This window comes from Streptomyces sp. 4N509B, from assembly GCF_052245655.1.
GTDB lineage: Bacteria > Actinomycetota > Actinomycetes > Streptomycetales > Streptomycetaceae > Streptomyces.
The window spans coordinates 96925-116802 of the sequence record NZ_JBQQBZ010000015.1 but is presented as its reverse complement, the minus strand read 5'-3'; the positions used below and the strand labels follow the sequence as shown (position 1 = coordinate 116802).

Sequence of the window (19878 nt, the reverse complement as noted above, 5' to 3'; positions counted from 1 at the left end):
TCTCGACCTACTTCCAACTCGCGAGGTACTACCGCACGGCCTTTCCGTGCGGTATTTCGTGCGGTGCCGCCTGGCCGACCGCCTGTCGCAGCTCTCCTGTGTCAAGCGATCCCTGGGTCCGAAAGGCCCGCGGGAACGCCCGACGGCGGAGTGCCAGCTCGAGGCAGGCCACCGTGGGATGCACGTAGGCACCCCGGCCGGGCAGCGTACCGCGAAGATCGGGGACGCAGCGGTCCTCGATCAGCGCCACACGCAGCAAGCCATCGCGGGCGGAGCGCTGCCGACATCCGACGCAGGTGCGTTCAGGGCAGGCTCTCGCGCGTGTCCGGCCAGACACAGACGATTCTACCTCCCCGTGCTTCGCGTCACCCGATCGGGTCAGCGCGTCCCGGTGTCGCACGACACACGAGAACGCCATGGCCGCCACGGACATTCCCCTCACGCCCGCAGCCGCAGGTCACCGGCGGGGCGGCAGGCCCGGCGGTGTGGGCCCGGCGCCCGCGGCGCCGCCGGGTGCCGCTGGGTGCTTCCGTTGCGTCCCGCCCCTCCCGGCGGCCGCGCCGCGCCGGCCTACGCCTCGGCCGCGGGCGCCGTGTCGGAGCGGATGTCGATGCGCCAGCCGGTGAGGCGGGCGGCCAGGCGGGCGTTCTGCCCCTCCTTGCCGATCGCCAACGACAGCTGGTAGTCGGGGACGGTCACCCGGGCGGAGCGGGCCACGGCGTCCACGACCTCCACCTTCGTGACCCGGGCCGGGGAGAGCGCGTTTCCCACCAGCTCGGCCGGGTCGTCGGACCAGTCCACGATGTCGATCTTCTCACCGTGCAGCTCGGCCATGACGCTGCGCACCCGGCCGCCCATCGGGCCGATGCAGGCGCCCTTCGCGTTCAGCCCCGGGCGCAGCGAGCGCACCGCGATCTTGGTGCGGTGCCCGGCCTCGCGGGCGATCGCGGCGATCTCCACCGTGCCGTCGGCGATCTCCGGCACCTCCAGCTCGAAGAGCTTCCTGACGAGGTTCGGATGGGTGCGCGAGAGGGTCACCGAGGGGCCGCGAGGGCTCTTGGCCACCCGCACCACGTAGGACCGCAGACGGGCGCCGTGGGTGTACTCCTCGCCCGGCACCTGCTCCTGCGGGGGCAGGATCGCCTCCAGCTTCCCGATGTCCACCAGCACGTTCCGCGGGTCGCGGCCCTGCTGGACGACCCCCGTCACGACGTCGCCCTCGCGCCCGGCGTACTCGCCGAAGGTGACGTCCTCCTCGGCGTCGCGCAGCCGCTGCAGGATGACCTGCTTGGCGGTGGTGGCGGCGATGCGGCCGAAGCCGGCGGGGGTGTCGTCGAACTCCCGCGGCTCGGCGTCGGCACCCGCCTCCGTCAGGTCCTCGGTGTCCTCCCGGGCCCAGACGGTGACGTGTCCGGTCGAGCGGTCGAGGACGACCCGCGCGTGCCGGCGGCTGCCCTCCGTGCGGTGGTAGGCGATGAGGAGGGCGGCCTCGATCGCCTCGACGAGCAGATCGAAGGAGATCTCCTTCTCCCGGACGAGCCCGCGCAGGGCACTCATATCGATATCCACGGCTACGCCTCCTCCTGCCTCTCGACCCGCGGGCCAGACGCGGTCGTGCGGTTGAACTCCACCTCGACACGGGCCCTGGCGATCTCGTCCCAGGCGAGCCTACGCGCCGTGGGCCTGCGCCCCTTCTGCCCCGGGATCTGGAGGTCAACGCCCTCCTCGTCCACGGCCACGATCCGTCCGGTCAGCACGTCCCCCGCGTGCAGATGGGCCCGGACCAGGCGGCCGACGGCCCGTCGGTAGTGCCGTGGCTCGCTCAGGGGGCGCTCGGCGCCGGGCGAGGACACCTCCAGCACGTACGGGGCGCCGCCCATGACGTCCGTCTCGTCGAGAAGCTGCGAGGCCTCGCGGCTCAGCTCGGCGCAGGCGTCCAGGCCCACTCCCTCGTCGGTGTCCACCACCACGCGCAGCACGCGACGGCGGCCGGCCGGGGTGACGACGACCTCTTCGAGATCCATCCCCCGCCTGGCCGCCAACGGCTCCAGCAGCTCCCGCAGCCTGTCGATCTGGGTGGTGCTCATCCGGGTGACTCCTCGGCCGCGTCTGCTGTTGTGGCGCTGTGCGGGTGGGGTGGGGACGTGAGGATGGGAGAAGGTTCCCGCTGGGTCTCGCCCAACACCCTATCGCCTGCGGCGCGGTGTGCGGACCGGACGGAGGGAGACCTCCGGGCGCGCCGAGGGTGGGGTGAGGCGGGCATACGCCCAGAGCGCGGGTACGCTCACGGGGCGGTGATCTCTCCGCCGGGCCTGCCGACGGAGAGCGACCGCGTCTGCCCAACGATCCGCTGTGACCTCCGAGTGCGGGGAAACGATGCCCCCTGGCGTCTCCTTCGGCTCCTCCGATGCGTTCGACTCCACCGAATCCACCGACTTCACCGATCCCGTCCCCTCCTCCGACTCCGACCGCTGCCCCAACTCTCCCGGCTTCCCTGGCTTCCCTGGCTCGCCGGACCGCGTCGTGCGCCGCGGCGTCGCCCTGACCGGCGGCTCGGGCCGCTTCCTCGGCGTGCCCCGGCGCACGCTGCTGACCGGCGGCGCCACGATCGCCGTGGCCGGTGTGCTCGCGTCCTGCTCCGGAGGGGACGGCGACGAGGAGGAGGCACCCACCGACGACGTGGGGCTGCGGCGGCGCACGGCCAGGGACAGCTCGGACCTGCTGGCGCGCTACGACGCCACCGCGCGGGTGCACCCGGCGCTGGGAGCGCCGCTCGAACCCTTCCGCGCGGTGGTCACCGCCCACCTGACCGCGCTCGGCGACACCGGCTCAGCCCCCGGAGGGGGCGAGGGCTCGGGGTCGGGACCGAGGCAGGAGGCGGCCGGCGGGCGACAGGCCGGCGCGGCGTCGGGCGGCGGCGGAGTGGGACCCGAGGTCCCGGCCGAGCAGGACGAGGCGATCCAGGCGCTGGCCGACGCCGAGCGGCGCGCCGCACGGAAGCGGTCGCGGGCGCTGGCCGACGCGCCGCCGGAGCTGGCCCGGCTGCTGGCGTCCCTGGCCGCCGCGGGGTCGGCGCAGGCGTATCTGCTGAACGAGTTGAGGAAGGCCCGGCGATGAGCTCGGTGGACGTGGCGGAGGCGACACAGGCGGCGCTGGCCGCGGAGCACGCCGCGGTCTACGGCTACGGCGTGGTCGGCGGGCTGATCGGCGAGGAACGGGCCGGCGAGGCGCAGGAGGCGCACACCGCCCACCGCGCCCGACGTGACGCGCTGGCGCGCACCCTCCGGCGCCTGGGCGCCACACCGGTGGCCTCCGCCGCCGCCTACGAGCTGCCCTTCGCGGTCACCGACGCGACCGGCGCGGCGCGGCTGGCCGCCGAGGTGGAGTTGCGGCTCGCCGGCGCCTACGCGGACCTGGTGCTCGTCACCACCGGCGAGGAGCGACGGACGGCGGCGGGGGCCCTGAGCGAGGCGGCGGTGCGGGCGGCGCGGTGGAGCGGCGAGGGCGTGGCGTTCCCCGGTCTCGCGGAGTACGCGAACGCCGGAGGGCGGTGAACGATGGCCGCCACGCTCCGTCTCGACCCACCGCAGCGGGTCGTCCGGGCCCAGTACGGCGTCGCGGGGGACTGGCTGGCCGCGCTGCCCGCGCTCGCCACCCGCATGCTGCGCGACTGGGAGCTGACCGCCGAGCGGGTCGCCGAACCGGGCGGGCGCAGCAGCGTCACCGTCCTGGTCCGGCGAGCCGACGGCGAACGGGCCGCGTTGAAGCTCTGTCTGCCGGGCGCGGCGGCTTACGAGGACGCGGCGCTGCGGCGGTGGGACGGCCGGGGTGCGGTGCGGGTGCTGCGGTCGGCCCCCGAGGTGGGGGCGCTGCTGCTGGAGCGTCTGCACGGCGAGACCAGCCTGCGGGCGTTGCCGGAGGCCAAGGCGATCCTGGAGGCGGTGGAGACCGCGCACCGGCTGTGGGTGGATCCGGGCGCGGGGCACCCGTTCCCGACCGTGGCCGAGGTGACGGCGGGGCAGGCGGTCGCGCTCCGCGAGGCGGCGTTGTCGGCGGAGGTGGCGTCGCTCGTCGCGCCGCTCGTCGAGGAGGCGCTGTCGCTGCGCGAGAGCCTGGTCGCCGGCGGGGGAGGCGGCGACGGACAGGCTCCCCCCGACGGGGAGCGCCCCGACGAGGAGCGGCGGCTGCTCCACGGGGACTTCCGGCAGGGCGCCGTGCTGGCCTCCGACGCCGAGCGCGCGCCGTGGCTGGCCGTCGGACCCGAACCGCTGGTGGGTGAGCGGGCCTACGACCTGGCGCGGCTCGTGCGTGACCGGCTGCACGACCTCGTCGCCTCCCCGGGGGCCGCCGCGATGACACGGCGCCGGGTGGCGCGGCTGGCGGACCTGGTGGAGGTCGACGCGGAACGCCTGCGGGCCTGGTCCCACTTCCGCGCCGTCGCCTCCGGCGTCCGTGCCCTCACGGAGGGACGCAGGGAGGACGGGGAGATGCTCCTGGAGTTCGCCAGCTGGCTCTGAAGGCTGTCCCGGGCCTGGGCCCGGAGCGAGCACATGGCCGGTCCCGCTGGCGCTGCCGGTCCCGCTGACGCGCTCCGCCACCCGATCGGCCCGTGCCGCCGGCCGTCACCGCCGCGGCGCGCGCGACCCGAGCGGGGGTCTCCTCGCCGGAGGGACGAACGGTGGGCCCGGCTCGCTCGGGCTCAGGCGTGTCCGCCGGTGTCGATGACGCAGAAGCGGTTCCCCTCCGGATCGGCGAGAACGACGAAGTCGGCGTCCGGTGGATAGCTGTCCCAGTCCACGCGGCGGGCGCCGAGGGACACCAGCCGCTCGACCTCGGCCGCCTGGTCGGCCGCGTCCCCCGCGTACAGGTCGAGGTGTATCCGCGGGTGGTCCTGGACGGGCGTCTCGCTCAGGCCGAGGGAGAGCTGGAAGCCGGCTCTGGCCCCCTCCCCCGGCACCAGCACCACCCAGTCGTCCTCGATCTCCTCACGGGGCACGTACCCCAGGGCGGCCATCCAGAAGGCGGCGGCCCGGCACACGTCGGACACGCCCATCACCACGGACCCGATGCTCAGCATGAGGCGATTGTGCGGCATGGCACTGACAGCCGCCCCTCGACTCGGCGCCGCGGGGTGGCTCAGCGCCGCAGGGGTAGCTCGGCGCCCATGACGGCGTAGGCGCTGGGGGCGGAGGGGAAGAGGACCCGGCGGGCGAGGTCGCGGTACCCGAGGCGGCGGTAGAGCGCGCGGGCGGGGCTCTCGACGTCGACGGCGGAGAGGATCGACCGGGGCTCGGCGGCGGCGTCGGTGAGCGTGGTGATCAGCCGCCGCCCCGTGCCGTGGCCCTGGTAGGCGGGCAGGACGTGCAGCTCCGTGATGGTGAAGGCGTTGTCCAGCCACGCCTCGTTGCCGGCGCGGCGCAGGTACGGCTCCACCACGGTGGACCACCACTGGGCACGGTCGTTGGGCATGCCGTAGACGAACCCGACCAGCTCGCCGGTGGGGGTGGTGGCGCCGAGCGACCGGGCGCCGGGGTGGGTGAGGTGGCGCAGCACGATGTGTCGCCGGACGCCGACCTCCTCCTTGCTCAGACCGAACGCCTGGGCCTGCACGGCCAGTGCCTCGTCCACGCGGGCCGCCAGGTCCAACGGCCCCACCACGACGTCCTGGGCACCGGGGGCGGACTCGCCCGCGGAAGGTGTCATGTCCCGGAGGTTAACGCGCCGAGCACGGATCGTCGCGCCGGGCCGCGGGGACGCCGCGCCGCGCGCGGCGGGAGGGCGACGGGAGCGGGGCGGAAACCGGTTCGGGGCGGGTCAGAACAGGACGCTCATCAGGGCGCCCGCCTCCGTGAACCCCAGGCGACGGTAGAGGGCCAGGGCCGGCGCGTTGAAGTCGTTGACGTAGAGGCTGACCTGGGGGGCGACCTCGCCCAGGGCGTGGCGCAGCACGGTGGCGAGGCCCGCGGTGGCCAGGCCCCGGCCGCGGTACTCGGGCGCGGTCCACACGCCCTGGAGCTGGCAGGTGTGGGGGGTGACCGCGCCGATCTCGGCCTTGAAGACGACCCGGCCGTCCCGCACCCGGGCGAAGCACCGTCCGGCGCCGACGGCCTCGGCGACCCGCGCCTGGTACAGCAGCCCGCCGTCGGGCGCGGACAGGGGCGAGAAGCCGATCTCCTCCGTGAACATCGCCACGGCCGCCGGCATGACGACGTCGATCTCGTCCTTCCGCAGGGGGCGCACGAGCGGGTCGTGGGCCACGTCGGGCGGCGGCGGGGCCGCGGTGGCCATGAGCGGCTGGCGGGGGCGCAGCTCGCGGGGTGGGCCCCAGTGCGGTTCGAGGTGGGACCACAGCCGCGCGGCCTGTCGGGCCGGCCCGACGATGGCGGAGCAGAGCCGCTCGGTGCGCAGCGCCTGCCGGGCGAAGGCCCGGGTGGCGGCGGCGTCGGCCTGGATGGGCACCAGGTTGGTGCCCGAGTAGCACAGGGAGGCCAGGCGGCCCTGCCGGTACCAGCCCCACATCTCGCCGCCCAGCTTCGGTGTCTCCAGGCCCGAGTCGAGGACCCGGGCGGTGACGTAGGCGTTGGCCAACGGGTCCCGGTCGAGGACGGCGAGCACGTCGCTCAGGTCGGCCGGTGTGAGGACCCGGGTGGTGGACGTCGTCAGCACGGGTACGGTGCCCCAGCGTGGTGTCGGGAACGGAGTACTGGCCTGCACTGTATCGCTGGAGGGGCCAACGACGCGGCGGCCGGGCCCGCCGGTCGCCCGCGGACCCGGCGCCGCACCTCAGGCGCTGACGGTGACCTGGGGGGTGCCGGAGGGGGCGGTGTCGTCGCCCTCCATCTGCTCGGCGAGCTTCATGGCCTCCTCGATGAGGGTCTCGACGATGCGGGACTCGGGGACGGTCTTGATGACCTCGCCGCGCACGAAGATCTGGCCCTTGCCGTTGCCCGAGGCCACCCCGAGGTCCGCCTCCCGGGCCTCACCCGGACCGTTGACCACACAGCCCATCACCGCCACCCGCAGCGGCACGTCCATGCCGGTCAGGCCGGCGGTGACCTCCTCCGCCAGCGAGTAGACGTCGACCTGGGCGCGGCCACAGGAGGGGCAGGAGACGATCTCCAGCGACCGCTCGCGCAGCCCGAGGGACTCGAGAATCTGTATGCCGACCTTGATCTCCTCCACGGGCGGGGCGGAGAGGGAGACGCGGATGGTGTCGCCGATGCCCTCGGCCAGCAGCGCGCCGAAGGCGACGGCCGACTTGATCGTGCCCTGGAAGGCGGGCCCGGCCTCGGTGACGCCGAGGTGGAGGGGATAGTCACAGCGCTGCGCCAGCAGCCGGTAGGCGTTGACCATGATCACCGGGTCGTTGTGCTTGACGGAGATCTTCAGGTCGGTGAAGCCGTGCTCCTCGAACAGGGAGCACTCCCACAGCGCCGACTCCACCAACGCCTCCGGCGTGGCCCTGCCGTGCTTGGCCAGCAGGCGGGGATCGAGCGAACCGGCGTTGACGCCGATGCGGATCGGCGTGCCGGCCGCCGCCGCGGCCCGCGCGATCTCCCGCACCTTGTCGTCGAACTTCTTGATGTTCCCCGGATTCACCCGCACCGCCGCACACCCCGCGTCGATCGCGGCGAACACGTACTTCGGCTGGAAGTGAATGTCGGCGATCACCGGAATCTGCGACTTCCGCGCGATCACCGGGAGCGCGTCGGCGTCGTCCTGGGTGGGACAGGCGACCCGGACGATCTGGCAGCCGGCCGCGGTCAGCTCCGCGATCTGCTGGAGGGTGGCCCCGATGTCGCTGGTGCGGGTGGTGGTCATCGACTGGACCGAGACGGGTGCGTCCCCGCCGACGGCGACGGAGCCGACCTGGATCTTCCTGCTGGCGCGCCGCTCGGCGAGCCGGAGGGGGACGGTGGGCATTCCCAGCGAGATGGCGGTCATGGATGCGTGCAACCCCAGGGTGCGGACGTGCGGACGGACGCGGTGACTTCGCGCGTCTTCGGCCGAGCCTACGCCACGAGGCGCCACCCGGATGACGGGGAGGCGGGCACCCGCGACGCGACGCGCCCGTCGCGCCCGGGGCGGGGCCGTCCTCCCCCACCCGGACGCGTCGGGGACCGCTACCCGGTCAGGGAGACGGGACTGACGATGTCGGCCACGAGGACCAGGAGGGTGAAGCAGACGAAGACCGCGGCGACGACGTACGCCACGGGCATCAGCTTCGCGACGTCGAACGGGCCGGGGTCGGGCCGCCGGAACAGCCTGGCGAGACCACGGCGCACCGACTCCCACACCGCCCCGGCGATGTGTCCGCCGTCCAGCGGCAGCAGCGGGAGCATGTTGAACAGGAAGAGCGAGAGGTTGAAGCCGGCGACGAGGAACAGCGCCGTGGCGACCTGCTGGCTGGCCGGGATGTCGAGGGTGAAGATCTCGCCGCCGACACGGGCGGCGCCGACCACGCCCATCGGGGAGTCCTGCTCGCGCTCGGCCTGGCCGGTGGCCGCGTTCCACAGCCCGGGGATCTCCGAGGGGATGTTGATCAGGGCCTGCACGCCGTCGACCATCATGTCGCCCATGCGCTCGACGGCCTGGCCGAAGTCCTGACGGACGATGCCGGGCGCCGGGGAGAAGCCGAGGAAGCCCGCCGTGACGTACTCGCCCTCGACGTATCCGCCGTCCCCGTCGGTCTTGGCGACCTGGTTGGGGATGAGGTCGGCCTGGAGCTCGACGCGCTCGCCGTCGCGCTCCACGGTGAGGCTGGCCGGGCCCGTGGTGTCGCGGATGGCCTGCTGGAGGGTGCCCCACTCCTCGACGGGCTGGCCGTTGAAGGCCACGATGACGTCGCCCGCCCGCAGGCCGGCCAGCTTGGCCGGGGAGCGGTCGTCGCTCGGGCGGCAGTCGCGGCTGCCCTCGCTCTGGGGGATCACGCACTCGGAGACGGAGCCGACGGCGGTCGTCTGGGTGTTGATGCCGAATCCCATCAGCACGCCGAGGAAGATCCCCACGGCGAGGATGAGGTTCATCGCCGGTCCGGCGAACATGACGATGACCCGCTTCCACGGCTTGCGGGTGTAGAACATCCGCTTCTCGTCGCCGGGCTGGAGCTCCTCGTACGCGGCGGCGCGGGCGTCCTCGATCATGCCGCGAAAGGGCGAGGTGGAGCGCTGGCGGACCTGACCGTCGTCGCCCGGCGGGAACATGCCGATCATGCGGATGTACCCGCCGAGGGGTATGGCCTTGATGCCGACCTCGGTCTCTCTGCCGTGCCGGGACCACAGCGTCGGGCCGAAGCCGACCATGAACTGCGGCACCCGGACCCCGAACATGCGGGCCGTGGAGTAGTGGCCCAGCTCGTGCCAGGCGATGGAGAGCAGCAGCCCGACGGCGAAGACGAGTATGCCGACGACGAACATCAGGGTGGTCATGGCGTGGGCGCCTCCGTCGTTGTCCTGCCGGCCGCCGAGGTGGCCGTGCCGGCTGTGCCGGCGGTGCCGGCCAGCTCCCGGGCCCGGGCCCGGGCCCGGGTCTCCGCTTCGAGGACGTCCGACAGGGTCAGCGAGGTTCCTGGGGTCGGGCCCGACCCCTGTTCCTCGACGACCCGGGCGACCGTGTCCACGATCCCGGTGAACGGCAGCAGGCCCGCGAGGAAGGCGTCGACGCACTCCTCGTTGGCCGCGTTGAACACCGCGGGCGCCGTGCCCCCGAGGCTACCGACGTGGCAGGCGAGGGGCACAGAGGGGAAGGCATCCGTGTCGAGCGGCAGGAACTCCCAGGTGTGCGCCCTGGTCCAGTCGCAGGGCGCGGCGGCGCCCGGGACGCGCTCGGGCCAGCCGAGGGCCAACGCGATGGGCATGCGCATGTCCGGCGGGCTGGCCTGGGCCAGGGTCGAGCCGTCGACGAACTCCACCATCGAGTGGATGTAGGACTGCGGGTGGACGACGACCTCGATGCGGTCGAAGGGGATGCCGTACAGCAGGTGGGCCTCGATCACCTCCAGGCCCTTGTTGACGAGGGTGGCGGAGTTGATCGTGATCACGGGGCCCATGTCCCAGGTGGGGTGGGCCAGCGCCTCGGCGGGCGTGACGTGCGCGAGCTCGGCCCTGCCGCGGCCGCGGAAGGGCCCGCCGCTGGCGGTGACGACGAGCTTGGCGACCTCGGCGGCGCTGCCGCCCAGCAGGGCCTGGAAGAGGGCGGAGTGCTCGGAGTCCACGGGAATGATCTGGCCGGGCCTGGCCAGGCTGGTGACCAGCGGCCCGCCGACGATGAGCGACTCCTTGTTGGCCAGCGCGAGGGTCCTGCCGGCGCGGAGCGCGGCGAGCGTGGGGGCGAGGCCGATGGAGCCGGTGATGCCGTTGAGCACCGTGTGACACGCGCTGGCGGCCAGCTGGGCGGCGGCGTCGGGGCCGGCGAGGATCTCCGGTATCGGCACACCCACGCCGTACTGGGCGCGCAGCGTCTCCCGGAGCTGCGTCGCCTTCTCCTCCCGGGCGACGGCGACGGTCCGCACCTGGAGGCGGTGCGCCTGGCCGGCCAGCAGGTCGAGCCGCTCGCCGCCGGCGGACAGGCCGGTGACGCGGAAACGGTCGGGGTTGCGCAGGACGACGTCGATCGCCTGGGTCCCGATCGAGCCGGTCGAGCCGAGGATGACCACCTCCCGGGGCCCGTCGGGGGAGGCGGCCGTGGTGGCCGGGGCGGGGGCGGTGGACGCGGTGGACGCGGGCCCGCGCAGGTGCGGATCAGCGAGCAGGGTGAGGCTCTCCGTCATCCGTCCATTGTCCCCGCTCCCCCTACGCTCCGGTACGGCGGGCCACCCCGAGTGGCGGCGCCCATGCCCCGGCCCGTCGGCGGGGGGCGGCGGGGGCGGTGCGCCGGACGGGACGGAAGATGAGACGGAAAGGGTCGGGCCGCGACGGGCCTCGCGCGCTCTTCCCGAGGAGCTCCGACAGCTCCCCCGTGTCCGGCCGGAAGCCGGTCCGCCGCCTCGGCGGGCACGGACCGAAACCCTGGAGGTGACGCGGCCGGCCGCCGCGGTCCGTGCCGCGGTGCGGGTGTGCGGCAGGCGCTTGCGTAGCGCACCCGGGGGAAGAGCGTCTCGTTGACGCCTGCCGCACGGTCGGGGGCCGCCGTTCTCGTCCGCGTCCTCGTCGTCCTCCGTGGAGGGCGCGACCCGGCGGAAGGAAGCTCCAACAGCCCCGATCCTAGGGAAGTTTTGCTTACAAAGCAAACGTAAAGGCCGGAGGCCACACGGTGGTTCAGGGCACCGTGCGGTGCAGGTCGGGACGGTCGGACGGCCCCGGCGCCGTCTCGGCGATCCACGGACCGGGAGTCGACGGGTCGAGGACGCCGGCCTCCAGCCAGTCGTGGCGGCCGTCGAGCACGGCGGCGACGAGCGAGCTGTCGGCGGCGTCCGTGTTGTGCCACAGGTGGTGGAAGTGGTCGGCCACCCGCAGCCGCGCCTGCCGGCAGAAGGCGCCGGCCAGCTCGTACGCCTCGCGCCCGTTCTCCCCGCGCCGCCGCAGCCGTTCGGCGTGGACGCAGGCCGCGGTCACGGCGAACAGCTCCGCGCCGATGTCCACGATCCGGCCGAGGAAGACCTGCCGGTGCTCCAGCCGCCCTCGCCAGCGGGACATGCCCCAGAACGTGGAGCGGGCCAGGCGGCGCGCGCTGCGCTCGACCCAGCGCAGGTGGTGGGCGAGGTCGGGGTGTCCGCCCGGGATGTGGAAGTCGCCGTAGGACAGCGGAAGTTGGCCGCGTCCCGTCGTCAGGGAGGGCAGCCAGCGAGCGTAGAACGCGGTCGCCGCCACGACGGCTTTACGTTTCTGCGTGAAGGAGGTGTCGGGGGCGACGAGGTCGCCGGCCACCTTCAGGTGCGCGTCGACGGCCTCGCGGGCGACGAACAGCCGCATGATCTCCGAGGAGCCCTCGAAGATGCGGTTGATGCGCAGGTCCCGCAGCAGCTGCTCGGCGGGGACGCCGCGCTCGCCCCGGGCGGCGAGCGAGTCGGCCGTCTCGTAGCCGCGCCCGCCCCGCAGCTGGACGAGGTCGTCGGCCATCTGGCAGGCCATCTCGCTGGCGTACAGCTTGGCGAGGGCGGCCTCGATGCGGATGTCGCGACCGCCGGCGTCCGCCAGCTCGCTGGTGATCTCGGTGACCGCCTCCAGGGCGAAGGTGGTGGCGGCGATGAAGGCGAGCCGGGAGCCGACGGCCTCGTGCCGGGCCACGGGCCGCCCCCACTGGACGCGGGCCTCGCCCCACTCTCGGCCGATCTTCAGGCACCACTTGCCGGCGCCGACGCACATCGCCGGCAGCGACAGCCGGCCCGTGTTCAGCGTGGTGAGCGCGATCCGCAGCCCCTCGCCCTCCTCGCCCACGCGGTGGGCGGCGGGGACGCGGACGCCGTGGAAGCGGGTGACGCCGTTCTCGATGCCGCGCAGGCCCATGAAGGCGTTGCGGTGCTCGACCGTGATCCCCTCGGAGTCCGCCTCCACGACGAAGGCGGTGATGCCACGTCCGGGCACCCGCGCCATGACGACGAGGAGCTCGGCGATGACGCCGTTGGTGGTCCACAGCTTCACGCCGTCGAGGACGTAGTGCCCCTCGCCGTCGGGGACGGCCGTGGCGCCCAGCCGGGCCGGGTCGGAGCCGACGTCGGGCTCGGTGAGGAGGAAGGCCGAGACCGCGCCGCGGGCGCAGCGCGGCAGGAACGCCCGCTTCTGCTCCTCGGTGCCGAAGAGCGTCAGTGGCTGCGGCACGCCGATGGACTGGTGCGCGGAGAGCAGGGCGCCGACGGCGGGGCTGACGGAGGCGACCAGGGCGAGGGCGCGGTTGTAGTGGACGTGGCTGAGGCCGAGGCCGCCGTAGGACGGCGAGATCTTCATGCCGAACGCGCCCAGCTCGCGCAGCCCGTTCACGACCTCGTCGGGGACCCGGGCCTCCCGCTCGATCAGGCGGCCGTCGATCCGGGTGGCGCAGAAGTCCCGCAGGCGGTCGAGGAACTCCTCACCCCTGCGGGTGACGTCCGCGTCGGGCACGGGGCGGGGGTGGACCAGGCCGAGGCGGAGACGGCCGAGGAAGAGCTCCCTGGCGAAGCTGGGATGGCGCCATTCGCCGTCACGGGCTGCCTCGGCGACGCGGCGGGCCTCCCGTTCCGAGGTGTCCGGGCGGGGCGCGCCGGCCCCTGCTCGCGCGTCGCCGCCGCTCCCGTCGCCCCCGGCGCGCCCGTTCGCGCTCCCGTTGGCGCGCCCGTCGGCCCCGTGGCTCCCCGTCCTGGTCCCGTGCCTGGTCTCCTCGGTGGTCATCGCCGACACCTCGCCTACCGATGAGTTCTACAGCCTTACGGTCCGTATACCCGATGATGGGTGACACGTACCGGTCTTCGCCAGCCGATCCGCGACGGGTGTTGAAGCGCTTCGACGCACCTATGGACAGCGACCGGCACGCGGTCTAAGGTCATGCCCGGTTGAACAGACGGGCGTTGCGGCGACGGGACGAAAACAAAAGTCGAAGCGCTTCACCGAATCTCTTCTGACACCTCTTCCGACACGCGCAATCCCCACACGAACCACGTCCACCCCCCTGGGAGAGCACATGGTCACTCTCGCCGAGGTCGCCCGGCACGCCGGCGTCTCAGCCAGCACGGTGAGTTACGTCCTCAGCGGTAAGCGGACCATCTCCAGCAGGACCAGGGAGCGCGTGGAACGGAGCATCAGAGAGCTCGGATACCACCCGAACGCCGGAGCCCGCGCCCTCGCCAGCAGCCGGTCGAACATCATCGCGCTGATGATGCCGCTGCGCACCGAGATGTACGTGCCGGTGATGGTGGAGATCGCCGTCGCCGTCGCCACCACCGCCCGTGAGCACGGCTACGACGTGCTGCTGCTCACCGGGCAGGAGGGCCCGCAGGGCGTGCGGCGAGTGGTCGGCAGTGGCCTGGCCGACGCCATGATCCTCATGGACGTGGAGCTCGACGACGAGCGGCTGCCGCTGGTGCGCGAGTCCTCCCGCCCCGCCGTGCTGATCGGGCTGCCCGCCGACCCCGAGGGCCTGACCTGCGTCGACCTGGACTTCGCCGCCACCGGTCGGCTCGTCGTGGAACACCTCGCCGAGCTCGGGCACCGCGAGATCGCCGTCGTCGGCGAGGCCGCGGCCGTCTACGAGCGGCGCACCGGCTTCGCGGAACGGACGATGGACGGCGTCCGCGAACGCGCCGGGCAGCTGGGGGTACGGGTGCTGCACCGTCCCTGCGAGGGCTCCTACGAGTCGATGGCCGGCACCCTCGCCCGCATCGTCGACGAGCGCCCCGGGACCACGGGACTGGTCGTGCAGAACGAGGCGGCCATCGGCCCGCTGCTGAGCCTGCTCCGCCAGCAGGGGCGGGCGGTGCCCGAGGACATCTCGGTGGCCGCGATCTGCCCGGAGCAGGTCGCCACCCAGCAGTCCGTCGCCCTGACCTCGGTCGCCATCCCCGCACACGAGATGGGGCGGCGGGCGGTCGAGCTCGTGACCGCGAAGATGACCGGCGCCGGGAACGGCAACGGCAACGGCTCTGGCCACGCGAACGGCGCCGGCAACGGCAGGGCCGGGACGGACGACGAGACGCGCGTGGAACTGCTCGCGCCGCGGCTGACCGTCAGGGCCAGCACCGGCCAGGCCCCGACCGGCACCGCCCGCTGAGCCGCGTCCGCCACCGCACCGCACCGCACACCGCCCCCGCACCGTCCGAGCCGGCACCGGCCGAGGCCGTGCCGGCCCCGCTCGACGCGCGGCGCCCCTCCGCCGCGCCGGCCGCCGGGAACCCCCCGCCCGCCCGCGCCGTTCCCGGCTCCCCCCTCGCGCTCCCGCCGCCGCGCACCCACCCCTAGACCACCCGACCCACCACCGAACCCACGAGCCTGACGGGACCCACCGCCGTGACCGAATCCGCATCCCTCGCCCAGTCCTCCCCCACCGTCGGCACCTTCCGCGAACGCGACGGTGCGCTGGAGTGGCGCGGCAGACAGGAGACGCTCCTCATCGAGCCGTGGGGCCCCGACGCCCTGCGGGTGCGGGCACGACTCGGCGGCCCCGTGCTGGCGGACCTCCCCGGCGCGCTGCTCCAGGAGCCGCCGCCCGCGCCGGAGGCCACCGTCTCCGTCGGCGAACGGGCCGACGGCGCGGCCACCCTGGTCTGCGGCGCGATCACCGCCGAGGTCAGCGTCGACGGCATGATCCGCTTCCTGCGCACCGACACGGGACAGGAGCTGCTGGCCGAGGAGCGGGCCCACTTCTGGTGGCCCGGCCCGCGCCTGTACACCACCACCGGCACCGGGTACCACCGCCTGGAGCAGCGCTTCGCGGCCTACGACGACGAGCGGCTCTACGGCCTGGGGCAGCACCAGCACGGCAGGCTGGACCAGAAGGGCATCGTGCTGGACCTGGTGCAGCGCAACGCCGAGGTCGCCATCCCCGTGCTGACCTCCTCGCGCGGCTACACCCTGCTGTGGAACAACCCGGCGATCGGCCGGGTCGAGCTCGCGACCAACGGCACCCGCTGGGTGGCCGACAGCGCCCGCCAGATCGACTACTGGATCACCGCCGGCACCCCGGCGCAGGCGCAGCGGCGCTACGCGGACGCCACCGGCCACTCCCCCATGCTGCCGGAGTGGGCCGCCGGCTTCTGGCAGTGCAAGCTGCGCTACCGCACCCAGGAGGAGCTGCTGTCCGTCGCCCGCGAGTACCGGCGGCGCGGCCTGCCGATCTCCGCGATCGTCTGCGACTTCTTCCACTGGACCCACCTCGGGGACTGGAGGTTCGACCCGGCGGAGTGGCCCGACCCGGCGGCGATGGTGCGCGAGCTCGCGGAGCTCGGCATCACCCTCGTCGTCTCCGTGTGGCCCTCGGTCTCGCCGCTCAGCGAGAACCACCCGGTGATGGAGCAGCGCGGCCTGCTCGTCGGCACCGAGCACGGGCCGATGGCCCACGCCGACTGGCCGGACAAGGAGGTCGCCTCGACGGTCCAGGTCGCCTTCTACGACCCGACCAACCCCGAGGCCCGCCAGTACGTCTGGAGCCGCATCCAGGAGAACTACGTCCAGCCCTACGGCATCCGCGCGTTCTGGCTCGACGCCTGCGAGCCGGAGATCAAGCCCGGCTTCCAGGCGAACCTCCGCTACCACGCCGGCCCGGGACTGGAGGTCGGCAACCTCTACCCCCGGGAGAACTCCCGGACGTTCCACGAGGGCCTCACCGCCGCCGGCGCGGCCGACGGCGAGGTGCTGACCCTGAACCGCTCGGCCTGGGCCGGCAGCCAGCGCTACGGCGCCGCCGTGTGGTCGGGCGACATCGGCACCGACTTCGCCACCCTGCGCCGCCAGATCGCGGCCGGCCTGAACGTCGCGCTCTCCGGCATCCCGTGGTGGCACACCGACATCGGCGGCTTCCACGGCGGCGACCCGGACGACCCGGACTACCGCGAGGTCATGGTGCGGTGGTTCCAGTTCGGCGCGCTGTCGCCGCTGATGCGGCTGCACGGCTTCCGCGACCCCGGGATGCCGCTCGGCCCGACGATGACGGGCGGCCCGAACGAGGTCTGGTCCTACGGCGAGGAGGCCGGCGCCATCCTGGAGGACTACCTGCGGCTGCGGGAGCGGCTGAAGCCGTACGTCCTGGCGCAGATGCGGACGGCCGCCGACGAGGGGATCCCCGTGATGCGCCCGCTGTTCCTGGAGTTCCCCGAGGACGCACGGTGCTGGGAGGTGGACGACGCCTACCTGCTCGGGCCCGAGCTGCTGGTGGCGCCCGTGCTCGAGGCGGGGGCGCGCGAGCGGGAGGTGTACCTGCCGGCGGGCGCCCGGTGGACGGACGCCTGGACGGGCCGGGAGTACGAGGGGGGCCAGCCGGTGACCGTTCCCGCGCCGCTGGAGCGTGTCCCGCTGCTGCTTCGGGACGGCGCCCAGCTTCCGGTCACCGACTGACCCGGTCGGTGGCTGGCCCGTGGGCGGGCCAGTTCTGGGTGTGTGGGCCCCGGCGCCGTCGCCTTGCGCCGGGGCCCACGTCTGTGTGTCGTTCCTACGTTGCCGTGGCGCCCGGAAAGGTTGCCGCGGGCGCGGAACTTTTTTCTGGCCGGTCCGGCCGCTAGTTCGCGGTCACCGAGTAGTCGTTGACCCGGAAGTCCAGGCCGCCGGCCGAGGAGGTGATCTCGAAGCCCAGCTGGACGTCTCCGATGACGTCGGAGGAGGACATCCAGCCCTGGTCGACGACGTAGTCGAGGATCGGCACCGTGTCGACCGTGCCCTGCGAGGAGTTGCCCTGGCGCAGGAAGGAGTAGACGTAGTTGCCGCCGTTGTGGCCGTGGTAGACGTCCCAGGTGTGGCCGCCGAGGGTGGCGGTGCCGACCGGGCTGCCCAGCGGGCCGACGGGGCCGTACCAGTTGAGCCAGATCATGATCTCGTGGTCGTAGTTCACGTCCCAGATGTCGTAGGTCGTGTTGTACGCGCCCGCCTGCGGGACCGAGACGTCGTAGCTGGTCGTCAGCGTGTCGATGGCGTTGATCGGCTCGCCCACGACCCACTTGGAGTTGGGGTAGGACTTGATGCCGCCGGTGTTGGGGTGGTCGGCGCTGACGGTGAAGCGGGTGCCGGAGTCGGCCGAGACGCACTGGGAGCCGGCGCCGGAGCCCCAGATGTTGTTGTAGACGATGTAGCCCTCGGGCGAGTGGTACTCGCCCCACTGCTCGCAGGACTCCCAGACCTGGGCCTGCGCGGTGCTCGCCGTGTAGCCGACGACCGTCAGCAGGGCGACCACGGGTGCCAGGATCAGGGTGAGGACACGCCTTCGTCGCATGTGCGGCTCTCCTTCTGTGGGGGGGTTGGTGTGGGGGTGAGCACGGCCACGCCGTGGCGGTCGAGGGTCACCTCCGCCGCGTGGACGTGGCCGGTGAGCAGGTCGGTGTGGGGGTGGTGCAGGGGGACGGTGACCTGCTCGGGTCGGTGGTTGAGGAGGAAGAGGCTCTGGCCGCGACGGACCGCCTCAAGGCCCGGTGGCAGCCCGGGAAGCACCGGCCGGACGCCCGCCGCGTGGGCGGCGCGGGCCAGCAGCGCCCGCAGCGCGGGGCGTTCGGGGAGCGTGGAGACGTACCAGGCGGCGCCCCGGCCCGCGCTCGCGCGGGTGACGGCGGGGCGGCCGGCCAGCGGCCCGTCGGCGTAGGCGGCGACGGTCTCGGTGGTCTCGGCCGGCTCGAGGTCCTCCGCCCACAGCGAGGCGGACGTGCCGTCGTCGAGGTGGACCGTCTCGCCCTCGCCCAGGGGCCACCACTCCTCCACCCGCGTCAGGCCGAGCAGCCGCCGCAGCCGGGCGTCGACGCCGCCCTCGCGGATGCGGTCGTCGGCGTCGGCGACGCCGGTGAAGAAGCCGCAGACCAGCGTGCCGCCGCCGTGGACGTGGGCGGTGAGGCGGTCGAGGGAGGCGTCGGTGAGGAGGTAGAGGTGGGGGACGACGACCACGCGGTAGCGGGAGAGGTCGTCCTCGGGGTGGGCGAGGTCGCAGGTGAGGTTCTCCTCCCACAGCGCCTGGTGCCAGGCGGCCAGCAGCCGCGCGTGGTCGAGGGCGGCCGACGGGCGGCCCGGCTGCTGCGAGGCCCACCAGGCGTGCCAGTCGTGGAGCACGGCGACGTCGGCCGTCACCTCGGTGCCGGCGACCTCGGACAGGCCCGCGAGGTCGGCGCCGAGTTCGCGGACCCGGCGAAAGGCCCGGGAGTGCTCGCCGGCGTGCGGCAGCATCGCGGAGTGGAACTTCTCGCTGCCCTGGCGGGAGGCGCGCCACTGGAAGAAGCAGACGGCGTCGGCGCCGCGGGCCACGGCCTGGAGCGACCACAGGCGCAGCTGTCCCGGGTCCTTGGGGCGGTTGACGGGCCGCCAGTTGACGGCGGAGGCGGCCTGCTCCATCAGCAGCCAGGGGCCGCGGGCCTGGGAGCGGGTGAGGTCCTGCACGAGGGCGCCGTGGGCGGGACCGGCGGGGTCGTCGTGGGCGACGGCCGGGTCCGGGTAGACGTCGACGGAGACGACGTCCTCCTCGGCGGCCCAGCGCCAGCCGTCGAGGCCGGCGAAGAGCGGCATGAAGTTGGTCGTGACGGGGACGTGGGGGCTGTGGGCGGCGACGATGTCGCGTTCCGCGGTGAAGCACTCCAGCAGGGCGTCGCTGGTGAAGCGGCGGAAGTCGAGCGACTGGGTGGGGTTGATCAGGTACTGGGCGCGGCGGGGCGGGATGATCTCGTCCCAGTCGTCGTACCGCTGGCTCCAGAACGCGGTGCCCCACGCCTCGTTGAGGGCGGCGAGGCTGCCGTAGCGCTGCCGCAGCCAGGTGCGGAAGTGCCGGGCGGTGGTGTCGCACCAGCAGGCGGTGCCGTACTCGTTGTTCACGTGCCACAGCCGCAGCGCCGGATGGGAGCCGTAGCGGCGGGCCACGTCCTCGGTGATGCGGCGGGCGTGGTCGCGGTAGGCGGGCGAGGAGGCGCAGAAGTGGTTGCGGGAGCCGTACCAGACGACCGAGCCGTGCTCGTCGCGCGGGAGTGTCTCGGGGTGGCGGGCGCCGAGCCAGGGGGGCGGGGAGGCGGTGGGGGTGGCCAGGCAGACGCCGATGCCGGCGTCGTGGAGCAGGTCCATGACGGTGTCGAGCCAGCCGAACTCGCGGGCGCCGGGGCGCGGTTCGAGCGTGGCCCAGGAGAAGACGCCGACGGTGGCGATGGTGACGCCGGCCTCCCGCATGAGCCTGACGTCCTCGGGCCAGGTTTCGGGCGGCCACTGTTCGGGGTTGTAGTCGCCGCCGAACAGCAGCCGCCCGCGGGTCACGGCGCCCAGGCCCTGTCCTGTGGTTCGCGTGGGCTGGGCCATCGGATCGTCT

At 73.7% G+C, this 19878-nt stretch carries 17 protein-coding genes; 5 read left to right on the top strand and 12 right to left on the bottom strand.

Going from position 1 to position 19878, the window contains the following annotated elements; all coding sequences use genetic code 11:
* Nucleotides 1-28: 28 nt before the first annotated feature.
* From ACTWP5_RS16325 to rimP, 3 genes are all read right to left on the bottom strand, one after another.
* Entirely contained in the window at nucleotides 29-337 is a 309-nt protein-coding gene (locus ACTWP5_RS16325; protein ID WP_443221702.1) for a YlxR family protein, read from the bottom strand.
* Nucleotides 338-570: 233 nt separating this feature from the next.
* Complete coding sequence (gene nusA / locus ACTWP5_RS16320) at nucleotides 571-1569, bottom strand: transcription termination factor NusA (RefSeq protein ID WP_443221675.1); 999 nt, start codon at nucleotides 1567-1569, stop codon at nucleotides 571-573.
* 2 nt (nucleotides 1570-1571) lie between these two features.
* Nucleotides 1572-2087, bottom strand: a complete 516-nt coding sequence (gene rimP, locus ACTWP5_RS16315) for a ribosome maturation factor RimP (RefSeq protein ID WP_443221674.1) — start codon at nucleotides 2085-2087, stop codon at nucleotides 1572-1574.
* A gap of 289 nt (nucleotides 2088-2376) precedes the next feature.
* Here rimP and ACTWP5_RS16310 point away from each other — a divergent pair, with 289 nt between their 5' ends.
* Genes ACTWP5_RS16310 through ACTWP5_RS16300 form a run of 3 tightly spaced genes read left to right on the top strand, consistent with a single transcriptional unit; the run spans nucleotide 2377 to nucleotide 4517 of the window.
* On the top strand, nucleotides 2377-3117 hold the full coding sequence (locus ACTWP5_RS16310) for a hypothetical protein (RefSeq protein ID WP_443221673.1): 741 nt from the start codon (nucleotides 2377-2379) through the stop codon (nucleotides 3115-3117).
* Nucleotides 3114-3554, top strand: coding sequence for a ferritin-like domain-containing protein (locus ACTWP5_RS16305; RefSeq protein ID WP_443221672.1), 441 nt, complete (start codon nucleotides 3114-3116; stop codon nucleotides 3552-3554). Before ACTWP5_RS16310 ends, ACTWP5_RS16305 begins: the two co-directional genes overlap by 4 nt.
* 3 nt (nucleotides 3555-3557) lie before the next feature.
* Nucleotides 3558-4517 (top strand): aminoglycoside phosphotransferase family protein, encoded by a 960-nt coding sequence (locus tag ACTWP5_RS16300; protein WP_443221671.1) that lies wholly within the window; start codon nucleotides 3558-3560, stop codon nucleotides 4515-4517.
* A 182-nt stretch (nucleotides 4518-4699) separates the two neighbouring features.
* On the opposite strand, the gene ACTWP5_RS16295 is transcribed toward ACTWP5_RS16300, so the two are convergent.
* The 7 genes from ACTWP5_RS16295 to ACTWP5_RS16265 form a co-directional block, all read right to left on the bottom strand.
* On the bottom strand, nucleotides 4700-5077 hold the full coding sequence (locus tag ACTWP5_RS16295) for a VOC family protein (RefSeq protein WP_443221670.1): 378 nt from the start codon (nucleotides 5075-5077) through the stop codon (nucleotides 4700-4702).
* A gap of 59 nt (nucleotides 5078-5136) precedes the next feature.
* The gene (locus tag ACTWP5_RS16290) at nucleotides 5137-5703 is read right to left on the bottom strand and encodes a GNAT family N-acetyltransferase (protein ID WP_443221669.1); all 567 of its coding nucleotides are present in this window, start codon (nucleotides 5701-5703) and stop codon (nucleotides 5137-5139) included.
* Between the two features lie 111 nt (nucleotides 5704-5814).
* The gene (locus ACTWP5_RS16285; protein WP_443221668.1) at nucleotides 5815-6666 is read right to left on the bottom strand and encodes a GNAT family N-acetyltransferase; all 852 of its coding nucleotides are present in this window, start codon (nucleotides 6664-6666) and stop codon (nucleotides 5815-5817) included.
* A 117-nt stretch (nucleotides 6667-6783) separates the two neighbouring features.
* Complete coding sequence (ispG, locus tag ACTWP5_RS16280) at nucleotides 6784-7944, bottom strand: flavodoxin-dependent (E)-4-hydroxy-3-methylbut-2-enyl-diphosphate synthase (protein ID WP_443221667.1); 1161 nt, start codon at nucleotides 7942-7944, stop codon at nucleotides 6784-6786.
* A 179-nt stretch (nucleotides 7945-8123) separates the two neighbouring features.
* Nucleotides 8124-9428, bottom strand: coding sequence for a M50 family metallopeptidase (locus tag ACTWP5_RS16275; RefSeq protein ID WP_443221666.1), 1305 nt, complete (start codon nucleotides 9426-9428; stop codon nucleotides 8124-8126).
* Nucleotides 9425-10768 carry a 1-deoxy-D-xylulose-5-phosphate reductoisomerase gene (gene dxr / locus ACTWP5_RS16270; protein WP_443221665.1) on the bottom strand — a complete coding sequence of 448 codons (1344 nt, stop codon included), beginning with the start codon at nucleotides 10766-10768 and terminating at the stop codon, nucleotides 9425-9427. Before dxr ends, ACTWP5_RS16275 begins: the two co-directional genes overlap by 4 nt.
* A gap of 487 nt (nucleotides 10769-11255) precedes the next feature.
* Nucleotides 11256-13301 (bottom strand): acyl-CoA dehydrogenase family protein, encoded by a 2046-nt coding sequence (locus tag ACTWP5_RS16265; protein WP_443221664.1) that lies wholly within the window; start codon nucleotides 13299-13301, stop codon nucleotides 11256-11258.
* 289 nt (nucleotides 13302-13590) lie between these two features.
* On the opposite strand from ACTWP5_RS16265, the gene ACTWP5_RS16260 reads away from it, so the two are divergent.
* Nucleotides 13591-14676 (top strand): LacI family DNA-binding transcriptional regulator, encoded by a 1086-nt coding sequence (locus ACTWP5_RS16260; RefSeq protein ID WP_443221663.1) that lies wholly within the window; start codon nucleotides 13591-13593, stop codon nucleotides 14674-14676.
* 236 nt (nucleotides 14677-14912) lie between these two features.
* Nucleotides 14913-16955 (top strand): glycoside hydrolase family 31 protein, encoded by a 2043-nt coding sequence (locus ACTWP5_RS16255; RefSeq protein ID WP_443221662.1) that lies wholly within the window; start codon nucleotides 14913-14915, stop codon nucleotides 16953-16955.
* A 160-nt stretch (nucleotides 16956-17115) separates the two neighbouring features.
* On the opposite strand, the gene ACTWP5_RS16250 is transcribed toward ACTWP5_RS16255, so the two are convergent.
* The gene (locus ACTWP5_RS16250) at nucleotides 17116-17823 is read right to left on the bottom strand and encodes a GH12 family glycosyl hydrolase domain-containing protein (protein WP_443221661.1); all 708 of its coding nucleotides are present in this window, start codon (nucleotides 17821-17823) and stop codon (nucleotides 17116-17118) included.
* Nucleotides 17796-19868 carry a beta-galactosidase gene (locus ACTWP5_RS16245; RefSeq protein WP_443221660.1) on the bottom strand — a complete coding sequence of 691 codons (2073 nt, stop codon included), beginning with the start codon at nucleotides 19866-19868 and terminating at the stop codon, nucleotides 17796-17798. The genes ACTWP5_RS16250 and ACTWP5_RS16245 overlap by 28 nt, the downstream gene beginning before the upstream one ends.
* Nucleotides 19869-19878: the final 10 nt, after the last annotated feature.

Bases quoted from the DNA above. Each gene is read 5' to 3' on its own strand.
- rimP (WP_443221674.1), bottom strand. From the start codon at position 2,087: ATGAGCACCACCCAGATCGACAGGCTGCGGGAGCTGCTGGAGCCGTTG.
- ACTWP5_RS16310 (WP_443221673.1), top strand. From the start codon at position 2,377: ATGCCCCCTGGCGTCTCCTTCGGCTCCTCCGATGCGTTCGACTCCACC.
- ACTWP5_RS16305 (WP_443221672.1), top strand. From the start codon at position 3,114: ATGAGCTCGGTGGACGTGGCGGAGGCGACACAGGCGGCGCTGGCCGCG.
- ACTWP5_RS16300 (WP_443221671.1), top strand. From the start codon at position 3,558: ATGGCCGCCACGCTCCGTCTCGACCCACCGCAGCGGGTCGTCCGGGCC.
- ACTWP5_RS16295 (WP_443221670.1), bottom strand. From the start codon at position 5,077: ATGCTGAGCATCGGGTCCGTGGTGATGGGCGTGTCCGACGTGTGCCGG.
- ACTWP5_RS16290 (WP_443221669.1), bottom strand. From the start codon at position 5,703: ATGACACCTTCCGCGGGCGAGTCCGCCCCCGGTGCCCAGGACGTCGTG.
- ispG (WP_443221667.1), bottom strand. From the start codon at position 7,944: ATGACCGCCATCTCGCTGGGAATGCCCACCGTCCCCCTCCGGCTCGCC.
- ACTWP5_RS16275 (WP_443221666.1), bottom strand. From the start codon at position 9,428: ATGACCACCCTGATGTTCGTCGTCGGCATACTCGTCTTCGCCGTCGGG.
- dxr (WP_443221665.1), bottom strand. From the start codon at position 10,768: ATGACGGAGAGCCTCACCCTGCTCGCTGATCCGCACCTGCGCGGGCCC.
- ACTWP5_RS16265 (WP_443221664.1), bottom strand. From the start codon at position 13,301: ATGACCACCGAGGAGACCAGGCACGGGACCAGGACGGGGAGCCACGGG.
- ACTWP5_RS16260 (WP_443221663.1), top strand. From the start codon at position 13,591: ATGGTCACTCTCGCCGAGGTCGCCCGGCACGCCGGCGTCTCAGCCAGC.
- ACTWP5_RS16250 (WP_443221661.1), bottom strand. From the start codon at position 17,823: ATGCGACGAAGGCGTGTCCTCACCCTGATCCTGGCACCCGTGGTCGCC.
- ACTWP5_RS16245 (WP_443221660.1), bottom strand. From the start codon at position 19,868: ATGGCCCAGCCCACGCGAACCACAGGACAGGGCCTGGGCGCCGTGACC.